The organism is Candidatus Delongbacteria bacterium (assembly GCA_041675285.1).
Taxonomy (GTDB): Bacteria; CAIWAD01; CAIWAD01; order CAIWAD01; family CAIWAD01; genus CAIWAD01.
In genome coordinates, this window is sequence record JBAYTZ010000003.1 from 224,457 (window position 1) to 243,611 (window position 19,155).

Genomic DNA, 19,155 nt, shown 5'->3' on the forward strand with positions numbered 1-19,155 from the left:
GCGACCATCCACGAGTCCGCCACAGACAGGCAGGAGTGCTGAGTACATGACCCCTGACTACTCGAAGTACACGCTGGAAGACTTGATTGATTCCCTGCGTCATGTGAATGGGAAGGCCTACCCGGAAGCCCTGCAGGCCCTGTTGCATGAAGCGAGCGCGCGGCTGATCCAGCTTGGCTTGGTGGAAGACCGGACGGGAGCTTTCACGTCGAGTTTCAGCCGCAAGCCAAGCTCCGAGCTTTCCTCGTCCTCGGTGGGGTGGGAATTGCGCGAGCTGGTGTTGAAGCACCAAACCACATCTGTCACACCCGATCAATTTGCCCAAACAGCCAAGGCGGACCCAGGAAAACCGCGTGAATCCGTGTCTCACGAAGCTCCGACAATCCTCCAGGCGACGGCTCCCCAGGCGCGGGTCTGTCACCTGCAGGAGCGCGTCTCCCGCGCGCATCCCTGGACCTGGTTCCTGCGAAAGCTCTGGCCCAGCTTGGTCCTGACGGCTGTTCTCGGCACGGTTGTGATCACCCTTGGATTGTGGTCGCAGGAGAATTCCGGCCTTTATATCCTGCTTGGATTGGGGGCGGGGATTCTGGGATCCATTGTCTCCGTCTGGTCGAGGAGACGAGAATCCGCCGGTGCTTATCTCCAAGTCAATGGCAGCCAAATCGAATGGCAGTGGAACGGGAAGAAGGTCGTGCGCGAGGTCGGTCAGCTGGAACGGCTGGAACTGCGCGCCGCAAATCGTAGCTGGATCAGTCCACGGAGCTCAACTCCGGAAACAGTGATCCTGTGCATCGGGGGTGAGCGCCTTTTACTAGTGGATGGGGAGCCGGGTTACACGGAGATGCGGGATCTGTTGCTGCTCTGGATTGGCTCTTCGCTGGAGAATCCGGAGGCCTTCATCGTTCGGCTGCCGGGATTGGAGAACCTCTAGGAAAACGGCTGTCCCGGAACAATCCACAACTTTCCGCCCAGGCCCAGCTACTGGGTTGATCCGCCACCCACCTCCGCGAACTCCTGCAGCAGGCGGGCCTGTTCGGCGGTCTGGCAGCTGGGACAGTAGCTGTGGGAGAAGTCCACGTCCCAGTAATTCTTGAAGTAGCTCTCCAGCGGCAGCCAGCGGTCCTTCTCGGGGCGGATTTTCTTGCAGACGCTGCAAATGGGCAGGAAGGACTGGATGTCCGTCAGGTCGCTGATGTTGTCGATCACCAGCAGCACGCGGGGCTGGCCGTCGTAGGTGATGGGCGTGGCCGTCACCAGGGCGAAGATCTCGCGGATCCCATCCGTCGTCTTCAGCTCCATCCGGGCGCGGCGCCGGGCCACGTGGGTGCCGTGCCGGGCCTCCTGCACCGAAGTGCGCACCACGCAGCGCTGGCAGTGGACCGAGTGACCGCAGCCCGCGGGCGTCTCCAGCGAGTGCAGGCAGTGCATGGCGTCGCCGCTGCGCTTCAGGCGGAATGTCTCGGGTCCGCCGTCCAGCACGGCGGCCGCGGCCTGGTTGCAGTCCAGGATTCGCACGTCGTCGTCCACCACCATCAGCATGGCGGGCATGGCATCCAGCACGGCGCGCAGGCTGCCCACATCCACTGAGTTGATCATTGCGTCCTCCCCGCCCCCTGGCCGCTGACAGCTTGCTCTGAACTGCAGATCAGGCACGGAGTTACTTGCCTGACCTGCCCATTTCCCATCATCGGCTGCCCAGCCCGCTGGCTGAAGGGCTGGGACCATTACTGAACCGAATTCTGGAATGATCTTCAGCTGGTTCGCGAAGCGGGCTGTCTGGCGGAGACCGAGTCTCCAAGTTGATGACGAGGAAAGAGCGGATGAATGGTCAATATGCTGGCCATTGTCGGTGATAATGGTTAATCTATTGGCCATGGCACCCAAATCCACCACTCCCCTGCCGGCCCAGCGCCGTGCGCTTCAAGCCCTTGGCGGGCGCCTGCGCCAAGCCCGGCTGCGCCGTCGTCTCACCGCCCAGCAGGTGGCGGAGCGCGCCGGCATGTCGCGCACCACCCTGCGGGCCCTGGAGCGGGGCGAAACCAGCGTCAGCCTGGGCGCGTGCTTGAACGTCCTGCACGTGTTGGGGCTGGACGGCGATTTGGCCCGCGTGGCCCTGGACGAGGAACTGGGACGCCGCCTGCAGGACGCGGAGCTGCGTCAGCGGGCGCGGCAGGTTTCCTCGTCTGGCGGAGTCCGCCCGGGTGAGGATAGACCATGAGCACGCTGCGAACCGTGGAAGTCTGGGCGGACTGGGCGGACTTGGGTGGCGCCCGTCGCCTGGGCGTGCTGCATGTGGAGCCGGTTCGCGGCCGTGAATTGCATTCCTTCGAATACGACAGCGCTTGGTTGGCAGGCCGGACAGCCCAGGCCTTCGATCCGGGCCTGGTGCTGGATCCGCGGCTGGGGCAGTTCGCTGGCCGACAATTCCCGCCGGCGGACACCGGAAACTTTGGCGCCTTGCTTGATTCCGCCCCCGATCGCTGGGGCCGCGTCTTGATGGACCGTCGGGAAGCGCTGCGGGCATGTTCCGAGGGTCGGCCCGTCCGGGCATTGCGGGAGATTGACTACCTGTTGGGTGTCCATGATGCCCAGCGACTGGGCGGTCTGCGCTTCAAGCTGCCCGAGTCGCAGGCCTTCCTGGCTGATGATCCGCGCATGGCGGCCCCGCCCTGGACCCGCCTGCGTGAGCTGGAACAGGCCAGCCTCCGCTTCGAGGATGCGCAGGCCCCAGGCAACGCCGCGACAGGGGATTTCGCGGAGGCCTGGCTGGCTCAACTGCTGGGTCCCGGCAGTTCGCTGGGCGGGGCGCGACCCAAGGCCGGGGTGGTGGATGAACAAGGTGCTCTGTGGATCGCCAAGTTCCCTTCCCGTTCGGACCGCCGGGAGCACGGCGCTTGGGAATTCCTCGTGCATCAGTTGGCCCGCCAGGCTGGGTTGAACATCTCACCGGCCCGCCTGGAACCCTTCGGCGACCGGGGTCGGACCTTTCTGACCCGGCGCTTCGACCGAACAGGCACAGGAGAGCGGCTCCATTATGCATCGGCCATGACCCTGCTGGACCATCGCGACGGCGAGTCCGGCGCCCAAGGGGCTTCCTACCTGGAGCTGGCCGAGCTGCTCATCCGCCAAGGGGCGGCCACCCGACCGGATTTGGAAGAGCTGTGGCGGCGCATCGTTTTCTCCATCTGTGTTTCCAACGTCGACGACCACCTGCGCAACCACGGCTTTCTGCTGGAAGCGAAGGGCTGGCGTCTGGCGCCGGCCTTCGACCTCAACCCGGAGCCCGACGGGGATGGCCTGCAGCTGAACATCAACGAAGTCGACAATCGGCTGGATCTCGATTTGGCCATGGGCAGCGCAAAGGAGTTCCGCATCGAGTTGCCGCGGGCCCGGGAAATCATGCTGCAGGTGCGGTCCGCCGTCTGCGAATGGAGGCGCGTGGCCCGGTCCCTGCATCTTCCCGAGACGGAGGTGGAAGGGATGTCGCCGGCCTTCCAACGTGCCGGTCCCGCCAGCTGACCCATCGATCTGCCCATCTTGAGTCTCGACCCCACTCCCCCCTCGCCCCTTCAATTCCTACACTGAGGGCCCCTTTCAAGCGGGTGCGGCGTCAGGCTGGATGAGGAAGGAAGGATTCCCTTGGCCCTCAAGGTGTACATCGAGACCTACGGCTGTCAGATGAACGTCTCCGACAGCGAGCTGGTGGCCCGGCTGCTGGAGGACGACGCCCACCGCGTGCAGGAGTCCATCGAGGGCGCCGACGTGGTGCTGGTGAACACCTGCGCCGTGCGCGAGGGCGCCGAGCAGCGCGTGCTGGGGCAGCTGGCCAGCTGGAAGCGGTTGAAGACCGAGCGCCCGGAGCTGATCCTGGGCGTGCTGGGCTGCATGAGCGCGCACCTGTCCTCGAAGATCACGGAGAGCCTGCCCCACGTGGACTTGGTGATGGGCCCCGACCAGTACCGCAAGCTGCCCGGCGTGATCCGCGACCTGGTGGTGGGGCGCGAGGCGCAGGTCATCCTGACCCGGCGCGACAAGACCGAGAACTACGACGAGATCTATCCCAGCCGCAAGGCCGGCGTCAACGCCTGGGTGACGGTGATGCGCGGCTGCGACAACATGTGCACGTTTTGCATCGTGCCCTTCACGCGCGGCCGGGAACGCAGCCGCAGCGTGGCCAGCGTGCTGGAGGAGTGCCGCCGGCTGGCGGCCGAAGGCTTCCGCGAGGTGACCCTGCTGGGCCAGAACGTCAACAGCTACCGCGACCCCAGCTGGTGGCCGATTGCGCCGGTGGGCGGGGCGGCGGTGGCGGCGGGCGAATCGGACGGCGCACGCTTCGCCGAGTTGCTGGCCGCGGTGGGCGAGGTGCCGGGTCTGGAGCGCGTGCGCTTCACCAGCCCGCATCCCAAGGACTTCAGCCCGGCCATGATCCGCGAAATGGCGACGAACCCCAAGATCTGCAAGCACATGCACCTACCCATGCAGGCGGGCAACGACCGCGTGCTGGCCCTGATGCGCCGGGACTACACGGGGGCCGAGTTCCTGGACCTGGTGGATGAGGCCCGCGCCCAGCTGCCGGAGATTGGCTTCAGCACGGACATCATCGTGGGCTTCCCCACGGAGACCGCTGCCGAGTTCGAGGACACCTTGCGCCTGGTGGAGCGCGTGCGCTTCGATTCCGCCTTTACCTTCGAGTACAGCCCGCGGGAAGGCGCACCCTCGGCCAGCTGGACGGACGACGTGCCGGCGGCGGAGAAAAACCGGCGGCTGCGCCTGCTGGTGGACCTCCAGCACCGCATCACGGAAGAGAAGGCGGCCGCCTGCCGGGGCCGCTCGTACGAGGTCCTGATTGAATCCCCAAGCAAAAAGAGTGACCTTGAACTCATGGGCCGCACCACCTGCAACCGCGTGGTCGTGGTGCCCGCGGACCCGCGCTGGCGCATCGGCAGCCTGGTCACGGCGCGGGTGGACGAGGTGAGTTCCTTCACCCTGCGCGGCGTGGTGACCCAGCTGGAAGGACGGCCGCTCGCCTGACCGCGGCCCGTCGCATGGGCCTCCGCCGGCCCCACACACAGCCCCGACAACAGAAGAGGTCGCCCATGTGGTTCATCCGCTGGCTCTTCACCCTGCTGCTGCTGATCTATGCGGTGATCTTCGCCGCGCTGAACCTGGATCCCATCACCCTGCGCATTCCCTACCTGCCGCTCATCGACACCCAGCCCATGAGCAAGGCCGTGGTCGTGCTGCTGGCCGTGGCGCTGGGCATCTTGATCTGGGCCGTGGTGTCCTTCCTGGGCTCCATGCAGTTCCGGTTGCGCATCCGCCAGCTGGAGCGGCAGAACCGCGACCTGCGCCTGGAACTGGCCAACCTGCGCAACAAATCCATCCTGGAAGACCACAGCCTGGAGGGCACCGACGCGCCGGTGACGAAGAGCGACGATTCGGGCGCGCTCGATCTGGACCTGCCGGACGAAGACGGCGACGACGACGTGTTCGGTGACGTCACCCATGTGAGGAACTCCGAGCGATGATGGACATCCTCTTTCTGCTGGCCGCCCTGCTCATCGGGCTGCTGATCGCCTACCGCTGGGTGCGCCGCAAGGAATCCGGCGAGGGCGGCGACCCCTTCGTGGACGGCCTGGAAGCCATGGTGCGGCGGGATTGGCGCGAGGCCGGGCGCTGCTTCAAGCGCGCCGTGGAGCAAGACAGCGAGAACATCCGCGCCTACGAGCAGCTGGGCCGCGTCTTCCGCGAGCTGGGCGAACTGCCCAAGGCCGTCAAGATCCACAGCGACCTCACGGTGCGCGAGGGCCTCTCCGGCGTGGACCGCTCGCGCATCCACCTGGAACTCGCCAAGGACCTGCGCAAGATGGGCCGGCTGCGCGAGGCGCAGGAGGCCGCCGCCAAGGCCGTGGAGGCCGACCGCCGCAACGTCGCGGCCCTGGTCGTGCAGCTGGAGTTGCACGAGCAGGAGCGGCGCTGGGACGACGCGCTCTCCGTGCTCAAGCGGATCGAATCGGTGAGCGGCCGCGAGCAGAACAACCGGCGCAGCCAGATCCTCGTCGAACAGGGCCGGCAGAAGATGGCCGACGGCCAGGGCCGGCCCGGGCGGATCCTGGTCAAGGAGGCGCTCAAGCTCAACCCCAAGTCGGCGGCGGGCTACATCCTGATGGGCGACAGCTACCTGACGGAGTCGCGGATCGACGAGGCCATCCAATACTGGGAGAAGCTGCCCTTCGAAGTGCCCGAGCGGGCCAGCCTGGTCTTCGAGCGGCTGGAGGCGGTCTACTTCGATCACGGCCGTTTCGGCGAGATGGAGAAGTTCTACACGCGCGTGATCCAGCAGCGTCCGGACAATCCGGACGCCTACCTGGCGCTGGCGGGCTTCTACGAGCGCAAGGGTGATTTCGCCCTGGCCATCAGCATCCTGGAGAACGGCCTGGCCAAGATCCCGGGCAGCCTGGATCTCTCGCGCATGCTGATCCGCCTGCTGGCGCGCTCCGGCCAGACCCAGCGGCTGGTGACCTACACCGTGGAGCTGGCGGACCGCCTGCTGCGCAAGTCGCGGCTCTACCGCTGCCGCAGCTGCGGGCACGAGTCGGACGAGTTCCACTTCCGCTGCCCCGGCTGCCAGGGCTGGGAAACCCTGGAACGGCCCAAACTCAATTGACGCGAGCGGACCCGCGGAGACGGTTGTGACCCTCCGGCGCGCAGCCCGTGAATGCCTCGACACCCTGCTTCGGCGGGGTGTTCGGCATGGGGCGGGTGTGACACGCGGCGCGCTGCTCCTCGGGGCCCTGCTGGCCGCTGCGCCCGCGGCCCGGGGGGCGCTGACCCCGGAACTGTGGGCCACGCGGGATTCGCTGGCCCTGGCGCGCGCCGCGGAGACCGAGGCCGAGCGCCTGCTGCTGGCCACCGTGCGCCAGCGCGATCCCCGGCAGGTGGCGGGGGTCATGCGCCGGCTGGCCCGGCTGGACGTGCCGCGCTGGCAGCGCCGGGAGGCGCTGGTCACGCTCTGCGAGTACTTCTGTGTCACGGGCGCGGCGGACTCCCTGGCCCGGCGGGCGGGCGAGCTGCGCGAATTGACGGGCGAGGACTGGCGCTGTCCCCTGCAGGCGGCGAGCGCGCCGGTTGCGGCGGCCGCCCCGGGAGCGTGGTGGGTGCAGGTGGGGGCCTTCTCCAGCGAGTCGGCGGCCAAGGCGGCGCTCAAGGGGCTGGGTTCCGCGGCGCAGCGGCGCGTGCTGCGCGAGAGTGCGCTCTGGAAGGCCCGGCTGGGACCCTTCGCCAGCCGCGGGGAGGCCGAGCGCGCCGCCCGCGATTGGCAGCAGGCCGGCCGGTTGAAGGAGTTCCGCCTGCTGGAGGCCGCCGCGAAGTAGCGCGACCCGACAGACCGCCGCAACACAGATGGAATCCATGGACCAGCTGGACAACCCCGCACCCGCCGATCCCACTCCCCAGGCCCGCCCGGCCGACGGCACGCCCATGCTGCGCCAGTATCACGAGATCAAGCAGCGCCATCCCGGCCACGTGCTGTTCTACCGCATGGGCGACTTCTACGAGATGTTCTTCGAGGACGCCCGCATCGCCCACGAGGTGCTGGGGCTGACCCTGACCAGCCGCGGCCAGCAGGGCGGGCTGGACGTGCCGCTGGCGGGCTTCCCTTACCACGCCCTGGAACCCCACCTGGCCAAGATGGTCAAGGCCGGCTATCGCGTGGCCGTCTGCGAGCAGGTGGAGGATCCCAAAAAAGCCAAGGGCCTGGTACGCCGGGATGTGGTGGAGGTGATCACCGCCGGCACGAGTTTCAACGACGGCGTGCTGGGGATGGCCCGCAACAACTACCTGGCCGCGCTGGCGGAGGCCGGTCCGGGCTGGGCGCTGGCCTGGGCCGACGTGACCACCGGCGAGTTCCGCGCCGGGCAGTTCAGCCCGGAGAACCTGCGCCTGCTGCTGGCGGGCCTGGAGCCGGCGGAGATCCTGCTGCCGCGCTCGTTGGCCCGGGACGAGCCCGCCGGACGCGGGCGCGAGCTGGCCGCGCTGGCCGGCAGCGCCGTGCTGACCAAACTCGAGGACTGGTTCTTCGACCCAAACGTCGCCCAGCGCGACCTGAAGGAACACTACGGCACGGCCAGCCTGAAGGGCTTCGGGCTGGACGACCTGCCCGTGGCCGCGGCCTGCGCCGCCGCCCTGCTGGGCTACGCGCGGGAGAACCTGCGCTCGCCGCTTGAACACTTCAGCCTGCCTGCGCGGCACGAGCTGGGCGGCAGCCTGCTGCTGGACCCGGCCACCCGCCGCAACCTGGAACTAGTGCGCAGCCTGTCCGGAGACGAGCAGGGCCCCACCCTGCTCTCCGTGCTGGACCACAACGTCACCGTGCTGGGCCGGCGCCTGCTGCGCTCCTGGCTCTGGTCCGTGCCCGGCGAGCTGGCGGAGATCCACTCGCGCCAAGAGGCCGTCGGCGCCCTGCGCACGGAGCGCCGCAGCGAACGCGTGCGCGCGCAGCTGAGCGGCGTGGGTGATCTGGAGCGTCTGGTGGGGCGCCTCTCGGCAGGCAAGGCCAACGGCCGCGACCTGCGCGCGCTGGCGGGCGGTCTGGCCGTGGTGCCCGGGCTGCAGGGCGTGCTGGCCGACGCCCCCGCGCCGCGTCTGCTGCGGCTGGCGGGCGAACTGCAACCGCTGCCCGACGTGCTCAGCCGCATCCACCAGACCTTGGTGGACAGCCCGCCGCTCTCCGTCAGCCAGGGCCGGCTGATCCGCGAGGGCGTCAGCGCCGAACTCGACGAGCTGCGCGAGATCCTCACCCACGGCCGCGACTGGCTCAAGTCCTTCGAGCAGCGCGAGCGCGAGGCTACGGGGATCGGCTCGCTCAAGGTCCGCTACAACAAGGTCTTTGGCTACCACATCGAGATCTCGCGCTCCAACCTGGACCGCGTGCCCGACCGCTACCAGCGCCGCCAGACCCTGGTGGGCGCCGAGCGCTACATCACGGACGACCTGAAGACCTACGAGGACAAGGTCCTGCACGCCGAGGAGCGCGCGCTGGAGCTGGAGGAGCGGCTGTTCCGCGAGTTGGCGGACTGGCTGCGGCCTTTCTTCGCGCCCCTGCAGCAGAATGCCCGCGCCCTGGCCGAGCTGGATCTGCTGGCCTGCCTGGCCGAGCTGGCCAACCGGCACGACTGGCACCGCCCGGAGGTCGTGGCCGCGGGCGAGCTGCACCTGCGCCAGGCGCGCCATCCGGTGATCGAGGCCGTGCTGCCGCCCGGCGAGCGCTTCGTGCCCAACGACGTCACCCTGTCCACGGAGCGCGAGCAGATCCTGCTGCTCACCGGCCCCAACATGGCGGGCAAGAGCACGTACTTGCGCATGGTGGGGCTGATCACGCTGCTGGCCCACATGGGCTCCCACGTGCCGGCGGAACAGGCCACCGTGCCGCTGCGCGACCAGATCTTCACCCGGGTGGGGGCCAGCGACAACCTGGCTCGCGGCGAATCCACCTTCCTGGTGGAGATGCAGGAGACCGCCTTCATCCTCAACCACGCCACGGACCGCAGCCTGGTGTTGCTGGACGAGGTGGGCCGCGGCACCTCCACCTTCGACGGGCTGAGCCTGGCCTGGGCGATCACCGAGCACCTGCACGAGGCGCCCGGGCGCCGGCCGCTGACGCTGTTCGCCACGCACTACCACGAGCTGGTGGATCTGGAGCAGAGCCTGCCGCGCCTGCGCAACGCCAACATCGAAGTGCGGCAGTTCGGCGAGCGCATCGTGTTCACGCGGCGCATCCAGCCCGGCGGCTGCAGCCACAGCTACGGCATCGACGTGGCCCGGATGGCCGGCCTGCCCCGGGACGTGCTGCGCCGCGCCCGGGAGGTGCTGGCCCAGCTGGAGAGCCACGAGTACGCGGCGGACCTGACGCCCACGCTGCAGCGCCTGCCCAGAGTCGCCGAGGTGCCGCCCCGGGCCGCCCAGCTGGCGCTGTTCGCGGCGCCGGACCAGGACCTGCGCGAGCGCCTGCGCGCCGCGGACCTGGAGCGCATGACCCCGCTGGACGCCATGCGTCTGCTGTTGGAGCTGCGCGACCTGCTGGATTGACGAACCCGGCCGGGCCGGCCCCGGCAGAAAGGAATCCGATGAAATTCTCGCCCCGCCTGATCCTCGCCCTGCTGGGCGGCGCGCTGGTCGCCATGGTGCTGACCGTGGCCGGCGAGTTGCTGGGCCACGCGCTGTTCCCCCCGACGGGCGCGCTGCCCGCCGCACCCACCACGGCCATGCTCCTGGCCGTGCTGCTGGCCCACCTGGCGGGCGCCGGCGGCGGCGCCTGGACGGCGGTGCGGCTGGGGCCGGAGCGACCCCTCTGGCTGGGCCTGGTGGTGGGGCTGGTCATGTTGAGCGGGGCGGTCTCCAATCTGCGCCTGCTGCCGCATCCGCTCTGGTTCGCCGTGGCGGATCTGGCGGGCATCGCCACGGCGGCCTGGCTGGGGGCGCGCTGCGCGGCGCGCGGGGCGGGCCGGGCAGAGTCGGACACGGGCAACTGAGCGGGAGGAGCGGATGCGCTTCACGGTTGGGAGGTGGTTCGCGCCGCTGCTGCTGGCGCTGACGCTGGCCTGCCCGGGCAGTCTGCCCGCGCAGCTGCAGGTCTATCCCTGCAGACAGCGGATCGATTCGCTGGTGGTGAACCGTCCGGACGTGGAGGTGCGCATCCTCTTCCACGGCTTCGATTCCCCCACGGGCTGGAGTGGTCCGCTCACCACGCTGCTGCAGGAGAACGCCCAGTCCCGCCTGGCGGGCGCGCTCAGCGTGGCGGCGGAGACGGACCCCGTGGTGGCGGGTTCGGCCGGGCCGGTCTTCGTCGAGGAAGGGCGGATGTTCCTGGTCTGGGGCTCGCCCGAGCTGGTCGTGCTGCGTGACACGTACTACACCTACAGCGCGGGCGCCGCCCACGGCGACGAGAACACGCACTTCCGCATCCTGGCCTGGCACAAGGGCAAGCTCAAGCCCGTCACCCTGGCGGATCTGCTGAAGTGGAACCGCGAGCTGCGCAACGAGCTGAACCGGCAGATCGAGGGCCAGCTGCGCCTGCTGGGCGCCTCCGCCGTGCTGGAGGGCCGCTGGGAAGCCCTGGATGCCCGTCGCCTGCAGGACGCGGCGCCCACCGCACTGGGTCTGCTCTACGTGCTGAACCTCTACGAGGCCGGCAGCCGCGCCGAAGGCGCCTTCGAGATCCTGATCCCCTGGCGCGCGCTGGCCGCCTGGATTCCCGCCGGCGAGAGTCTGGACCGCATGCTGCAGGAGTGACCATGCCTGTCGATCCGCTGGCCCCGACCCGCCTGCTCTTCGTCTGCTCGGGGAACATCTGCCGCAGCCCGGCCGCCATGGAGCTGGCGCGGCTCTGGCTGACCGCCCGGGGCCGCACGGACGTACTCTGCGAGAGCTGCGGCACGCTGCGGATCACGGGCGAGCCGGCGGCGCCCTTTACGCGCCAGCTGCTGGCCGAGCGCGGCGGCGATCTGGAATCTTATCGCAGCCGGCCGCTGAGCTACTTCCTTCTGCGCGAAGCGCAACTGGTCGTGTGCATGGAGCAGGCGCATCGCGAGATCGTGCGGCTGGAGCTGGGCGGCGACACGGACCTGGTCAGCCACGGCATCCACGTGGTGACGGAGTGGCACCCCGAGGAGCGCTACCGCGACGACGCCGGGCTCTACGACTTCGTCAAGGCGCCCCTGGAGGAATACCGGGCGGGGATTGAGGAATTGGAGCGTTGTGTCACGGGAATGCTGGAGGAGTTCTTCCCCCAGACCCCCTGATTCAATCGTCTTCCGGAGCCGTCCCTTCCCCCTGCGAGAGAATGCCCGAGTCCCTTCCCCCTGCAAGGGGGAAGGTTAGGATGGGGGTTCTTCGCGCCCCAGTCATCTCTGCGGTTCTGTGTTTTCCACCTTTCTGCTGGCGCCAGAAAGGTGGAGCCAAAGAGGCGCTTTTTCTCTGCGGCCGTAACTAGGCGGCCTCGCGGCCGCCGTCAGACAGACGGCCGAGCGGTGCAAGTCCTGATTCCGTGTAGGTGGTTCGCCTGACGGCTTCACCCATTTCCTTGTTCAGCACTGCGCGCTTCACCTCACTCAATCGCTGACTCTCGCTGTCTCAGGTCTTACGGACTTACTGTGCCTCTGTGCCTCTGTGCCTCTGTGTTGAAGATCCACCCCAACCCGCCCGGCATCCGCTTCGGGCCTTCGAGTCTTCGTGTTCACGGGCTCCATGGAACAGGCACTCCGTCTTCCACGGCAGGCCAGCTTCGGCGCAGCACACGCCGGGGAGCGGTGTGCAGATTCCGGCTCCCTGAACATGATTCGTTCACATTTGGTCCCGCACCCCAAGCCAAATCCAATGAAAACAAAGCCAAACCGGCCCGGCTGCGCACGCCTGGGCGAGGCACGCCGTTTGCTTGTCAAAACTCTCACACATGGCATGCAATTGGACGGAGGCATCATGCGCAGCGTAGCGGCGGGTTTCGCCCTGTTCCTGGGTTGTCTGGCGGCGACCCCCACCCTGGCCTACACCACCAAGACCGGCGCCGTGGGCGGCCAGACCTGGAGCGCCGGCACCTACTACGTCAGCGGCAATCTGACCGTGGCCGCGGGCACCACCCTTACGCTGGAGCCCGGCGTGATCGTCAAGGTGCTGGCCTCCCGCGTGGTGGACATCGACGGCGCGCTGGTGGCAGTGGGCACAGAGAGCCAGCCCATCATCTGGACCAGCCGCGACGACGACAGCGTGGGCGAGGCGATCAGCGGCTCCGACGGCGTGCCCGCGCCGGGCGACTGGCGCGGGATGGAGATCAACGGCTACAGCACGGCCACGGGCTCGGCCCTGCTGGAGCACTGCATCTTCCGCTACGGCGGGCAGGTGGCCAGCGGCAACCCCAACTCCAACCTATTCCTCAATTACCCGGACAGCGCGGAGTTGCGGAATTGCCGCTTCTCCCAGAGTCTCAAAAACGGCCTGCGCCTCGCCGCCGCCAGCCCGCTGCTGGAAGCCTGCGCCTTCCAGTCCAATCTGGAGCACGGCCTCTCGGGCACCACGGGCGGCACGCCGACCATCCGCGCCTGCACCTTCACGGACAACGGGCTCTACGCAGCCTACTTGTCCGGCATCAACATGGGCAGCGGCGGCGGGAACAGCGGCAGCGGCAACGGCACCAACCTGCTGGCCTTCAGCGGCGACGTGGCCGACGGCCACAGGCTGTCCGCCAACGAGCCCGGCCTGCCCTGGGGCCTGCTGGCCGGCACGGAGGTGGCGAACGGCCGCACGTACACCCTGGGGGCCGGCGTGCGGATCAAGGTGCTGGCCGCCGCCGAGCTGACCGTGACCGGGACGCTGCTCGTGCAGGGCGCGCCGGACAGCCTGGTGGTGCTCACCTCCGTCCACGATGACAGCGTGGACGGGGACAGCAACAGCAACGGCGCCGCCACCAGCCCCGCCCCCGGCGACTGGCGCGGCATCTTCGTGAACGGCTACAGCGGCAACGCCGGCGTGCTGGCGATGGACCACGCCCGCGTCTGCTACGGCGGGAACTCCACCGGCCAGGCCGACGCCTGCCTGGCCCTCAGCTACGCAGACTCCACCCACGTCTCCCACTGCTCCCTGGAGTCCAGCGCTCAGTCCGGCGCGAGGGTGTTCGTCTGCGCGCCGGAGTTCCGTTCCTGCTCCTTCCTCGGCAACACGAGCCATGGCCTGCTGGGCGCCAGCGGACTCAGCGGCCCCATCCACGACTGCGTGTTCACGGGCAACGGCGGCAGCGCGGCCTATGTGGACGCCGACGCCGCCTCGTACGGCGGCAACAGCGGCAGCGGAAACGCCGTCAACGCCATCCATTTCAACACGGCGGATGTGAACGCACCGGTGCGCTGGGAGGCCAACGCCGACGGGTTCGCCTACGTCGTCTCCGGCCAATTGATGGTGGCCAACGGGGCCAGCCTGACCCTGGGGCCTGGCGCCGTGGTCAAGGGACAGTCCGCCTCCAGCCTGGAGGTGCAGGGCAGCCTGATCGGGCTGGGCACACCGGACAGCCTGGTGGTGTTCACCTCCATCCACGACGACGGCCACGGCGGCGACGCCAACAACAACGGCACCGCCACCGGTCCGGCGCCCGGCGACTGGTACGAGATCAGGTGCAACGGCTACAGCGGGGCCCAGGGCATCGTCCACCTGGACCACGCCTGGCTGGGCTACGGCGGCAGCTCGGCATCTGCGGACGACTGCATCCTGAACTTCAGCTACTGCGACGAGGCCCGGGTCGACCACAGCACCTTCCACGGGAGCGCCGTGGACGGCATCCGTACCACGACCTGCCGGCCCGTGCTGGAGTCCTGCGCCTTCACCGGCAACTTGCGCAACGGCGCCTATGCCACGGGAACCCAGGCCGCCGACCTGCTGGACTGCTCCTTCACGGGGAACGGCGCCGCCGCGGCTCACTTCATCAACTCCACGCTGGGCGAGATGCGCGGCTGCACGGGCTCCGGCAACGGTCTCAACGGACTGAAACTGCAAGGGTGCCAGACCGCCGCCAACCTGACCCTGGGACCCACCCACGATCTGCCCTTGGTGCTGTCCGGCGACCTCTCTGTCAGCACCGGGGACACGCTGGTCCTGGTGCCCGGATCCGTCCTCAAGGGCGAACCCGCCTCCACTTTCGAGGTGCTGGGCTACCTGATCGCGACGGGCGCGGAGGCGGATCCCATCGTGCTCAGCTCGCTGCGAGACGACAGCTGCGGCGGGGACACCAACGCCGACGGCGTTGCCACGTCCCCAGCCCCCGGCGACTGGAACGGGGTGCTCCTGAGCGGCTACGGTGGGAACGACGCCCGCGCCTGGCTGGACCACGTGGAGGTGTACTACGGCGGCTCGCTGGGCGGCAACATCCGCAGTTGGTATGCCACGGAGGCCGTCCTGCGTGATTGCCGCAGCGAGTTCTCCTCCACGGCCGGGCTGGAGGTCACGTGGAGCGCGCCCCTGGTGGAGGACTGCGTGTTCACCAACAACACCACCGAAGGGGTGCGCATCGTCGACGGCGGCCAGCCCATGCTGGGGGACTTGCTGGACACCATGGGCGGTGGCAACACCATCGCGGGCAACCTGGGGCCTTACCAGCTCTACAACAGCTCCAACAACGTCATCCAGGCGTGTTACAACGACTGGGGCGTCTACACGCAGGCGGGCATCGACGCTGTGATCCGCGATAACGAAGAGGGCAACCCGAATGACGAGGTGATCTTCGCGCCGTACCTGCGGCAGGACGCGCCGCCGGAGATCAGCTACATCCACGGGGATGCAGACGTAGTGCGGATCTATTGGACTCCCGTGCTGGGTGTGGCGGGCTACGTTCTGGAGAGCAGCCAGGAACCCTACGCCGGATTCACGCCGGACGGGAGCGGCGCCTTCGTGAGACAGCACTGGGAGGGCGTGCGCGCGGACGCCGAGCGCTACTATCGAGTGCGGGCCATCCTGCCCGAGTAGTTCGGCCGACTCTTCACCACAGAGGCACAGGGTCACAGTGAAGACATGAGATGGTGGAAGTCCGTGGTTGAGTGAGGTGAAGCGCGCAGCGCTGAACCAGAACCTGGGTGAAGCGCAAAGCGCGAACCAACTACACGGTTGCAGGAAGCCCAAACTGCGGCCAGCGGAAGGCCACCGCGAGGTGGCCTGACTCTGGCCGTTGAGAAAAAGCGCCTCTTTGGCTCCACCTTTCTGGCGCCAGCAGAAAGGTGGAAATCAAGGCGTCCGACAGATGAGCAAGACGCGGTGAACCCCCATCCTAACCTTCCCCCTTGCAGGGGGAAGGGAGTCGGGCTTCCCCTTAGGGGGAAGGGATCCCCCGGTCAAGCCGGGGGATGACGGGCGTGGGCCCGCCCTCACTCCGCCAGCCGGAACGTCTGTCCCGGATTGCCGGCCAGCAGATCGGACAGGCGCGTGTCACGGAAGCTGGTTTCGAAGAGGCCGATGGCCTCATCCAGCCGGTGGTGGAGGGCGCAGAGCCGCTCCGTGTGATGCGCCAGGCCCAGCGGGCAACAGGTGATGCGCTGGATGGGCGACACGCTGTTCACCACGTCCAGCAGGCTGATTTCCGCCACGGTGCGGCTGAGCCGGAAACCGCCGCCCAGCCCGCGCTGGGAGCTCACCAACCCGGCGCGCGCCAGCGCCTGCAACACCTTGGACAGATAGCCCGCCGGCACCTGGGTGTGCTCGGCGATGCGCGGCACGGGATGGGCCGCATCCGGGTTCTCGGCCAGGAAAACCATGGCCCTCAACGCATATTCCGCTGTCTGGGAGATCATTCATCCTCCGCTTTGGGCCTGCCTGACGCCGCCAAATTATCCTTCCGGACCTTGATATCCTAAATCAGTCCTCCTATCTTGCCCTTGAATCGGATATGAATGTCCTGATATCTTATAAAGAGCGGAGGAGTGGGCATGCTGTCCAAAAGCCAAGCCAAGCTCTTCTTCCTGGGCGGCACCGCCCTGTTCAGTCTGGTCTTCCTGGGGTTGACGGTGGACACCATCCGCCAGACGCCGACCCGCACCGTGGAAGCCTCGCTGGACGCCAGCGTGCTGCGCGGGAGGATGATCTGGGACAAGAAGAATTGCATGGGCTGCCACACCATCCTGGGCGAGGGCGCCTACTACGCCCCGGAGCTGACCCAGGTGCTGGAGCGCCGCGACGAGAACTGGGTGCGCGGGTTCCTGCGCAATCCGCAGGCCTTCTACCCGGGCCGGCGCAAGATGGTCCAGTACGACTTCAGCGAGGAGGAGATCACGGATCTCATCGCCTACCTGCGCTGGATGGGCCAGGTGGACACCAACGGCTTCCCCTTCGCCCCGCCCTTGCGCGAGGCGGCGGCGCGGGCCACGCGCAGCAGTGAAGGAGTCGCCCAGTGAAGTACAAATCGCAACAGGTGGCCTACCTCTTCTTCGCCACCAGCATGGCCCTGCTGGCGCTGCAGCTGGTCTACGGCTTCATCATGGGCTTCGCCCACATGGGGCTGGACGGGCTGCACGACCTCATCCCCTTCAACACGGCGCGCGCCGTGCACACCAACCTGCTGGTGGTCTGGCTGCTGACGGGCTTCATGGGCGCCGCGTACTACATCCTGCCGGAAGAGGCGGAGCGCGAGTTGTGGAGCGTCAAGCTGGCCGTGATCCAGTGGGCCGCGCTGGTGATCGTCGGGCTGGTGGCCATCGCCGGCTTCCACGTGGGCTGGTGGGAGGGCCGCAAGTTCCTGGAAATCCCGCGGCCGCTGGACTACCTGGTGGTGGCGGACGTGCTGCTGTTCCTCTTCGTGATCGGCATGACGGTGTGGAAGGGACGGCGCTTCACCACCACCGGCCTGGTGCTGTTCGGCGGCCTGCTCTCGGCGGCCCTGCTCTACCTGCCCGGAATGTGGACCTTCCAGAACCACGTCCTCGACAGCTACTTCCGCTGGTGGGTCGTGCACCTGTGGGTGGAAGGCGTCTGGGAGCTGATCATGGGCTCCATCCTCGCCTACCTGCTGATCAAGCTCACCGGCGTGGACCGCGAAGTGGTGGAGAAGTGGCTCTACATCATCGTCGGGCTCACCTTCCTCTCCGGCATCCTGGGCACGGGCCACCACTACTATTGGATGGGCGCGCCCAAATACTGGCTCATCGTCGGCGGCGTGTTCTCCGCGCTGGAACCGCTGGCCTTCCTGGGCATGGCCCTCTGGACCGTGGCCCTCAGCCGGCGCGGCGGGCGCAAGCATCCCAACCGCATCGCGCTGTTCTGGAGCGTGGGCACGGGCATCATGAGTTTCGTGGGCGCGGGCTTTCTGGGCTTCGCCCACACGCTGCCCCAGGTCAACGCCTACACCCACGGCACGCTGGTGGTGGCCATGCACGGGCACCTGGCTTTCTGGGGCGCCTACGCCATGCTGGTGCTGGGGATGATCACCTACGCCATGCCGCAGCTGACCGGACGCCGACTCTTCGACGGCTGGATCCCCGACTGGGCCTTCTGGACGAGCAACATCGGCATGATCGGGATGACCGGCGCCTTCGGCGTGGCCGGCGTGGCCCAGGTCTATCTGGAGCGCCTCGTGGGCATGGACTTTCTCGAGGTGCAGGAGGCGCTGCACGTGCACTTCCTCGGTCTGGTGCTGGCGGCCACGCTGTTCAGCGTGGGCATCGGCCTCTTCATCTGGAACTTCATCCGCTACGGGTTGCCCAAGGACGAGCAGGTGGGCGCCCCCGAGTTGGACTCCAACTCCTGAGTGCGCGGGAGGCCGGCGTCGCCTGCGGGCGGCGCCGCTCCCGGCGCGTCGCTTGAAGCGCTTCGGCCGCTGCCGGAGGGAAAGGAAGCACCATGTTGCCCCTGGCTGTCCATGAGTCGCTGCCCTGGTATCACCCCACCGGGCGCGAGTGCGAGGTCTTCGAGATCGCCTTCCAGAACCGTCTGCCCCTGATGTTGAAGGGCCCCACCGGTTGCGGCAAGACCCGGCTGGTGGAGCACATGGCCGCCCGTCTGGGCCGCCCGCTGGTCACGGTCTGCTGCCACGACGACACCAGCGTGACGGATCTGCTGGGTCGCTGGCTGATTCGCGGCGGCGAGACGGTCTGGCAGGACGGCCCGGCCACCCGCGCGCTGCGCCAGGGGGCCATCCTCTACCTGGATGAATTGATCGAAGCCCGCCCGGACGTGATCACCGCCCTGCATCCGCTCAGCGACCACCGCCGCCGCCTGTTCGTGGAGCGCCACGACGAGGAGGTGGAGGCGGAGGACGGCTTCATGCTGGTGGTCAGTTTCAACCCCGGCTACACGCGCGGCCTGAAGGAACTGAAACCCAGCACGCGGCAGCGTTTCCTGGGCATCAGTTTCGACTACCCCGACGCCGAGGCCGAGGCGCGCATCCTGGCGGGCGAGACGGGGATCGAGGCCGCCCAGGCCAAGCGCCTGGCCGTACTGGGCGGCAAACTGCGCGGACTGAAGGAGCTGGGTTTCGCCGAGCCGGCCTCCACCCGGCTGCTGGTGAACGCCGCGCGGCTGATCCAGGCGGGCATGCCGCCGCGATTGGCTTGTGACACGGCGCTGGTGGAGCCCCTCAGCGACGACCCCGACTTGTTGCGCTCCCTGCGCGACCTGGTGCGCCTGGCCTTCTGA

General features: G+C 68.1%; 17 protein-coding genes. 15 read left to right on the plus strand and 2 right to left on the minus strand.

All coding sequences use genetic code 11. The features are described from left to right. Positions 1 to 46: 46 nt before the first annotated feature. Positions 47 to 931: a hypothetical protein gene (locus WC326_04465; protein MFA7330309.1), complete on the plus strand. Its 885-nt coding sequence runs from the start codon at positions 47 to 49 to the stop codon at positions 929 to 931. A gap of 47 nt (positions 932 to 978) precedes the next feature. On the opposite strand, the gene WC326_04470 is transcribed toward WC326_04465, so the two are convergent. Further along, positions 979 to 1,596: a PAS domain-containing protein gene (locus tag WC326_04470; protein MFA7330310.1), complete on the minus strand. Its 618-nt coding sequence runs from the start codon at positions 1,594 to 1,596 to the stop codon at positions 979 to 981. A gap of 277 nt (positions 1,597 to 1,873) precedes the next feature. Between WC326_04470 and WC326_04475 the strand changes: the two genes are divergently transcribed. From WC326_04475 to WC326_04525, 11 genes are all read left to right on the plus strand, one after another. Beyond that, entirely contained in the window at positions 1,874 to 2,218 is a 345-nt protein-coding gene (locus tag WC326_04475) for a helix-turn-helix transcriptional regulator (protein MFA7330311.1), read from the plus strand. Beyond that, complete coding sequence (locus WC326_04480) at positions 2,215 to 3,519, plus strand: HipA domain-containing protein (GenBank protein MFA7330312.1); 1,305 nt, start codon at positions 2,215 to 2,217, stop codon at positions 3,517 to 3,519. Before WC326_04475 ends, WC326_04480 begins: the two co-directional genes overlap by 4 nt. A 120-nt stretch (positions 3,520 to 3,639) precedes the next feature. Further along, positions 3,640 to 5,031 carry a tRNA (N6-isopentenyl adenosine(37)-C2)-methylthiotransferase MiaB gene (gene miaB, locus WC326_04485; GenBank protein MFA7330313.1) on the plus strand — a complete coding sequence of 464 codons (1,392 nt, stop codon included), beginning with the start codon at positions 3,640 to 3,642 and terminating at the stop codon, positions 5,029 to 5,031. A gap of 65 nt (positions 5,032 to 5,096) precedes the next feature. Further along, complete coding sequence (locus WC326_04490; GenBank protein MFA7330314.1) at positions 5,097 to 5,528, plus strand: lipopolysaccharide assembly protein LapA domain-containing protein; 432 nt, start codon at positions 5,097 to 5,099, stop codon at positions 5,526 to 5,528. Further along, positions 5,528 to 6,667 carry a tetratricopeptide repeat protein gene (locus tag WC326_04495; protein MFA7330315.1) on the plus strand — a complete coding sequence of 380 codons (1,140 nt, stop codon included), beginning with the start codon at positions 5,528 to 5,530 and terminating at the stop codon, positions 6,665 to 6,667. The genes WC326_04490 and WC326_04495 overlap by 1 nt, the downstream gene beginning before the upstream one ends. A 97-nt stretch (positions 6,668 to 6,764) precedes the next feature. Continuing rightward, a complete protein-coding gene (locus WC326_04500; GenBank protein MFA7330316.1) occupies positions 6,765 to 7,373 on the plus strand; it encodes an SPOR domain-containing protein in 609 nt (202 codons plus the stop codon). Between the two features lie 37 nt (positions 7,374 to 7,410). Continuing rightward, positions 7,411 to 10,086 carry a DNA mismatch repair protein MutS gene (gene mutS, locus WC326_04505; protein ID MFA7330317.1) on the plus strand — a complete coding sequence of 892 codons (2,676 nt, stop codon included), beginning with the start codon at positions 7,411 to 7,413 and terminating at the stop codon, positions 10,084 to 10,086. 38 nt (positions 10,087 to 10,124) lie between these two features. Next, entirely contained in the window at positions 10,125 to 10,529 is a 405-nt protein-coding gene (locus WC326_04510; GenBank protein ID MFA7330318.1) for a hypothetical protein, read from the plus strand. A 13-nt stretch (positions 10,530 to 10,542) separates the two neighbouring features. Beyond that, entirely contained in the window at positions 10,543 to 11,289 is a 747-nt protein-coding gene (locus tag WC326_04515) for an RsiV family protein (protein MFA7330319.1), read from the plus strand. A 2-nt stretch (positions 11,290 to 11,291) separates the two neighbouring features. Beyond that, positions 11,292 to 11,798: a hypothetical protein gene (locus WC326_04520; GenBank protein MFA7330320.1), complete on the plus strand. Its 507-nt coding sequence runs from the start codon at positions 11,292 to 11,294 to the stop codon at positions 11,796 to 11,798. Between the two features lie 676 nt (positions 11,799 to 12,474). Beyond that, positions 12,475 to 15,501, plus strand: coding sequence for a right-handed parallel beta-helix repeat-containing protein (locus WC326_04525; protein MFA7330321.1), 3,027 nt, complete (start codon positions 12,475 to 12,477; stop codon positions 15,499 to 15,501). A gap of 395 nt (positions 15,502 to 15,896) precedes the next feature. Here the strand turns inward: WC326_04525 and WC326_04530 are convergent, their stop codons facing one another. Then, positions 15,897 to 16,319 (minus strand): Rrf2 family transcriptional regulator, encoded by a 423-nt coding sequence (locus WC326_04530; GenBank protein MFA7330322.1) that lies wholly within the window; start codon positions 16,317 to 16,319, stop codon positions 15,897 to 15,899. Positions 16,320 to 16,454: 135 nt separating this feature from the next. Between WC326_04530 and WC326_04535 the strand changes: the two genes are divergently transcribed. From WC326_04535 to WC326_04545, 3 genes are all read left to right on the plus strand, one after another. Next, on the plus strand, positions 16,455 to 16,919 hold the full coding sequence (locus WC326_04535; GenBank protein ID MFA7330323.1) for a cytochrome c: 465 nt from the start codon (positions 16,455 to 16,457) through the stop codon (positions 16,917 to 16,919). Continuing rightward, complete coding sequence (locus WC326_04540; protein ID MFA7330324.1) at positions 16,916 to 18,268, plus strand: cbb3-type cytochrome c oxidase subunit I; 1,353 nt, start codon at positions 16,916 to 16,918, stop codon at positions 18,266 to 18,268. The genes WC326_04535 and WC326_04540 overlap by 4 nt, the downstream gene beginning before the upstream one ends. A gap of 92 nt (positions 18,269 to 18,360) precedes the next feature. After that, positions 18,361 to 19,155: a CbbQ/NirQ/NorQ/GpvN family protein gene (locus tag WC326_04545; protein ID MFA7330325.1), complete on the plus strand. Its 795-nt coding sequence runs from the start codon at positions 18,361 to 18,363 to the stop codon at positions 19,153 to 19,155.

Excerpts from the sequence above, each read along its gene's own strand:
- WC326_04465 (MFA7330309.1), top strand. The coding sequence starts at position 47 with ATGACCCCTGACTACTCGAAGTACACGCTGGAAGACTTGATTGATTCC.
- WC326_04475 (MFA7330311.1), top strand. The coding sequence starts at position 1,874 with ATGGCACCCAAATCCACCACTCCCCTGCCGGCCCAGCGCCGTGCGCTT.
- WC326_04490 (MFA7330314.1), top strand. The coding sequence starts at position 5,097 with ATGTGGTTCATCCGCTGGCTCTTCACCCTGCTGCTGCTGATCTATGCG.
- WC326_04520 (MFA7330320.1), top strand. The coding sequence starts at position 11,292 with ATGCCTGTCGATCCGCTGGCCCCGACCCGCCTGCTCTTCGTCTGCTCG.
- WC326_04530 (MFA7330322.1), bottom strand. The coding sequence starts at position 16,319 with ATGATCTCCCAGACAGCGGAATATGCGTTGAGGGCCATGGTTTTCCTG.
- WC326_04525 (MFA7330321.1), top strand. The coding sequence starts at position 12,475 with ATGCGCAGCGTAGCGGCGGGTTTCGCCCTGTTCCTGGGTTGTCTGGCG.
- mutS (MFA7330317.1), top strand. The coding sequence starts at position 7,411 with ATGGACCAGCTGGACAACCCCGCACCCGCCGATCCCACTCCCCAGGCC.
- WC326_04545 (MFA7330325.1), top strand. The coding sequence starts at position 18,361 with ATGTTGCCCCTGGCTGTCCATGAGTCGCTGCCCTGGTATCACCCCACC.
- WC326_04510 (MFA7330318.1), top strand. The coding sequence starts at position 10,125 with ATGAAATTCTCGCCCCGCCTGATCCTCGCCCTGCTGGGCGGCGCGCTG.
- WC326_04470 (MFA7330310.1), bottom strand. The coding sequence starts at position 1,596 with ATGATCAACTCAGTGGATGTGGGCAGCCTGCGCGCCGTGCTGGATGCC.
- WC326_04535 (MFA7330323.1), top strand. The coding sequence starts at position 16,455 with ATGCTGTCCAAAAGCCAAGCCAAGCTCTTCTTCCTGGGCGGCACCGCC.
- WC326_04515 (MFA7330319.1), top strand. The coding sequence starts at position 10,543 with ATGCGCTTCACGGTTGGGAGGTGGTTCGCGCCGCTGCTGCTGGCGCTG.
- WC326_04480 (MFA7330312.1), top strand. The coding sequence starts at position 2,215 with ATGAGCACGCTGCGAACCGTGGAAGTCTGGGCGGACTGGGCGGACTTG.
- WC326_04495 (MFA7330315.1), top strand. The coding sequence starts at position 5,528 with ATGGACATCCTCTTTCTGCTGGCCGCCCTGCTCATCGGGCTGCTGATC.